Source organism: Candidatus Aegiribacteria sp. (assembly GCA_021108005.1).
GTDB lineage: Bacteria > Fermentibacterota > Fermentibacteria > Fermentibacterales > JCC-6 > Aegiribacteria.
Genome location: JAIORS010000189.1, coordinates 1 through 1,826, shown reverse-complemented (window position 1 = coordinate 1,826; position 1,826 = coordinate 1). Strand labels below are relative to the sequence as shown.

General features: G+C 40.7%; 1 protein-coding gene. It reads right to left on the bottom strand.

Features of this window, described 5'->3' with window-relative positions; genetic code table 11:
* Positions 1-157: 157 nt before the first annotated feature.
* Positions 158-1,633, bottom strand: coding sequence for a hypothetical protein (locus K8S15_11880; protein ID MCD4776734.1), 1,476 nt, complete (start codon positions 1,631-1,633; stop codon positions 158-160).
* Positions 1,634-1,826 lie beyond the last annotated feature (193 nt).

Genomic DNA, 1,826 nt, shown 5'->3' with positions numbered 1-1,826 from the left:
GTTGATATTCATCTGGTGCCGATTCTCCCATGGGCCAGCAGATCAATAAACGAACATTCTGAATAACCTGCACAAGTATCAGCTAAGCATGCTCCCGAGCATTTGTGTCAGGTTGATTCAGTGGTTAGAAATAAATTCCTAAAATTCAGTAACTCTATCACAATAGAGCTATACCAATATTTGCTTTTCTGTTCGCTTTCTTTTTGTTAAAAACGAAAATACTTATCAAAATAAAGAACAGAATACAAAGCCATGCAAATACATCTCCTACAACAGAATATACAGTGGATTCTCCCTTCATAGGTACATCGGAATAGAGAATAGCATCGTTCGAGGCATAATAATCCTGCGACGAAATCAGCTGTCCTCTATTAGTAAAGGAAGCGGACAATCCCTGCGATGCTGCACGTACCAAATGAAATCCTTGTTCGATTGCCCTGAAGGATGCAACGTACGTATGGTAGGGTGTAATGTCTTTCCAATCGTTTCCGGGAACTGTCATGATATCGATATGCATCGAATGAACCTGATGGAGAAGCGAAGGGAAATCCATGTCGAAACAGATGACAGATCCGATACGTCCGTATGGTGAATCGAAATACCGTATTATGCCATCGCCGTACGATCCTTCACCAGGAGTGGGTTTAGCCTTACAATATGTAAACAGAATTTCTCCTTGCGGTGAAATCCATGTAATCTTAGTCATCGGCAGTGTTTGAGAAGAATTGATCGGATAAACCAACATAGGAAGCCCAATGTAAATACTGTCTTTTATTGCTATCTCTTTTGCACGTTCAATAAATTCGCCTTCTTCGTTTGAAGTCAAATTGATGATACTCTCTGCTCCAAAAACAAGTTTTGCTCTCGAAAGTGCAGCAATGTGACAGTAGTCCAAAAATGAACTGTTGATTTGTTCATTGATAGAGTCCGGGGAATCATTATAAATACGCTGCTGCTCGTCTTTGGGAATATTGATAGACGCAATTCTCACCGTGTCTTCAGTAGTCTGTTGTGCTAAACGGATCTGTCCATAAAGAAGGATGGTGAGAACCGGCACTGCATACACCCACAAGGATTGGCGTAATACATGTTTGTCAAAGTCATGATCCCATAGCCAATTGATAACAGATGCAGTCCATAGGATGACAAATGTGACTCCCCAAATACCGGTTATGGAAAGCAATTGCAGGAAGGGGAGACACGACTGTGTATGCGCCAGCATTCCGTACGAACCTGAAGGATTTGTGGAAACCGTAATAAACTCCATGAGCACATAGACACAAGGAAATACTAACGTTGAAACAATTCCTTTCAATTGCTGGGAATATATCCGGTCGATGATAAATGTCAGGGCAGTGAAGATGCTCATCATCAACATCAGGATATAATAAAAGGGCCCGGAAATCGGCATCATGTCTTTCCAGATGAAAATATTGGAAACGAACCCGGCAATGACCAAGAATAGTAGTCCTTTGATCGGCTTATGGAATCTGAGAAACCGTATTATAAATATCGGGGCTATAAATGCAGCTATAGGCAGAATCCATCTGCCGTTAAAAAAGAATAGAAAGATAAAACCTAATAAGAAATAGAAATACGATGAATGAATTTTTGTTTTACTTGAGTTCTGCATTATGCTTCCTTAAGCTTACTATTTTTAAATTCTTTTTGTTGCTGGCTAACGCTTCGAATGAGCTGCTGTATCTGATGATACCATGCAGTCAGTTCGATTCGATTGTTATAACTCACTTATCTCTGATGCGCCACGTACTCATCCAGGAGAGTTCGGATCATTCTCTGGTACTGCGTGTTGTGAAGCTCAGCCT

What these genes read in the sequence shown, in the direction of transcription:
- K8S15_11880 (MCD4776734.1), bottom strand. Translation starts at nt 1,633, where the DNA reads ATGCAGAACTCAAGTAAAACAAAAATTCATTCATCGTATTTCTATTTC.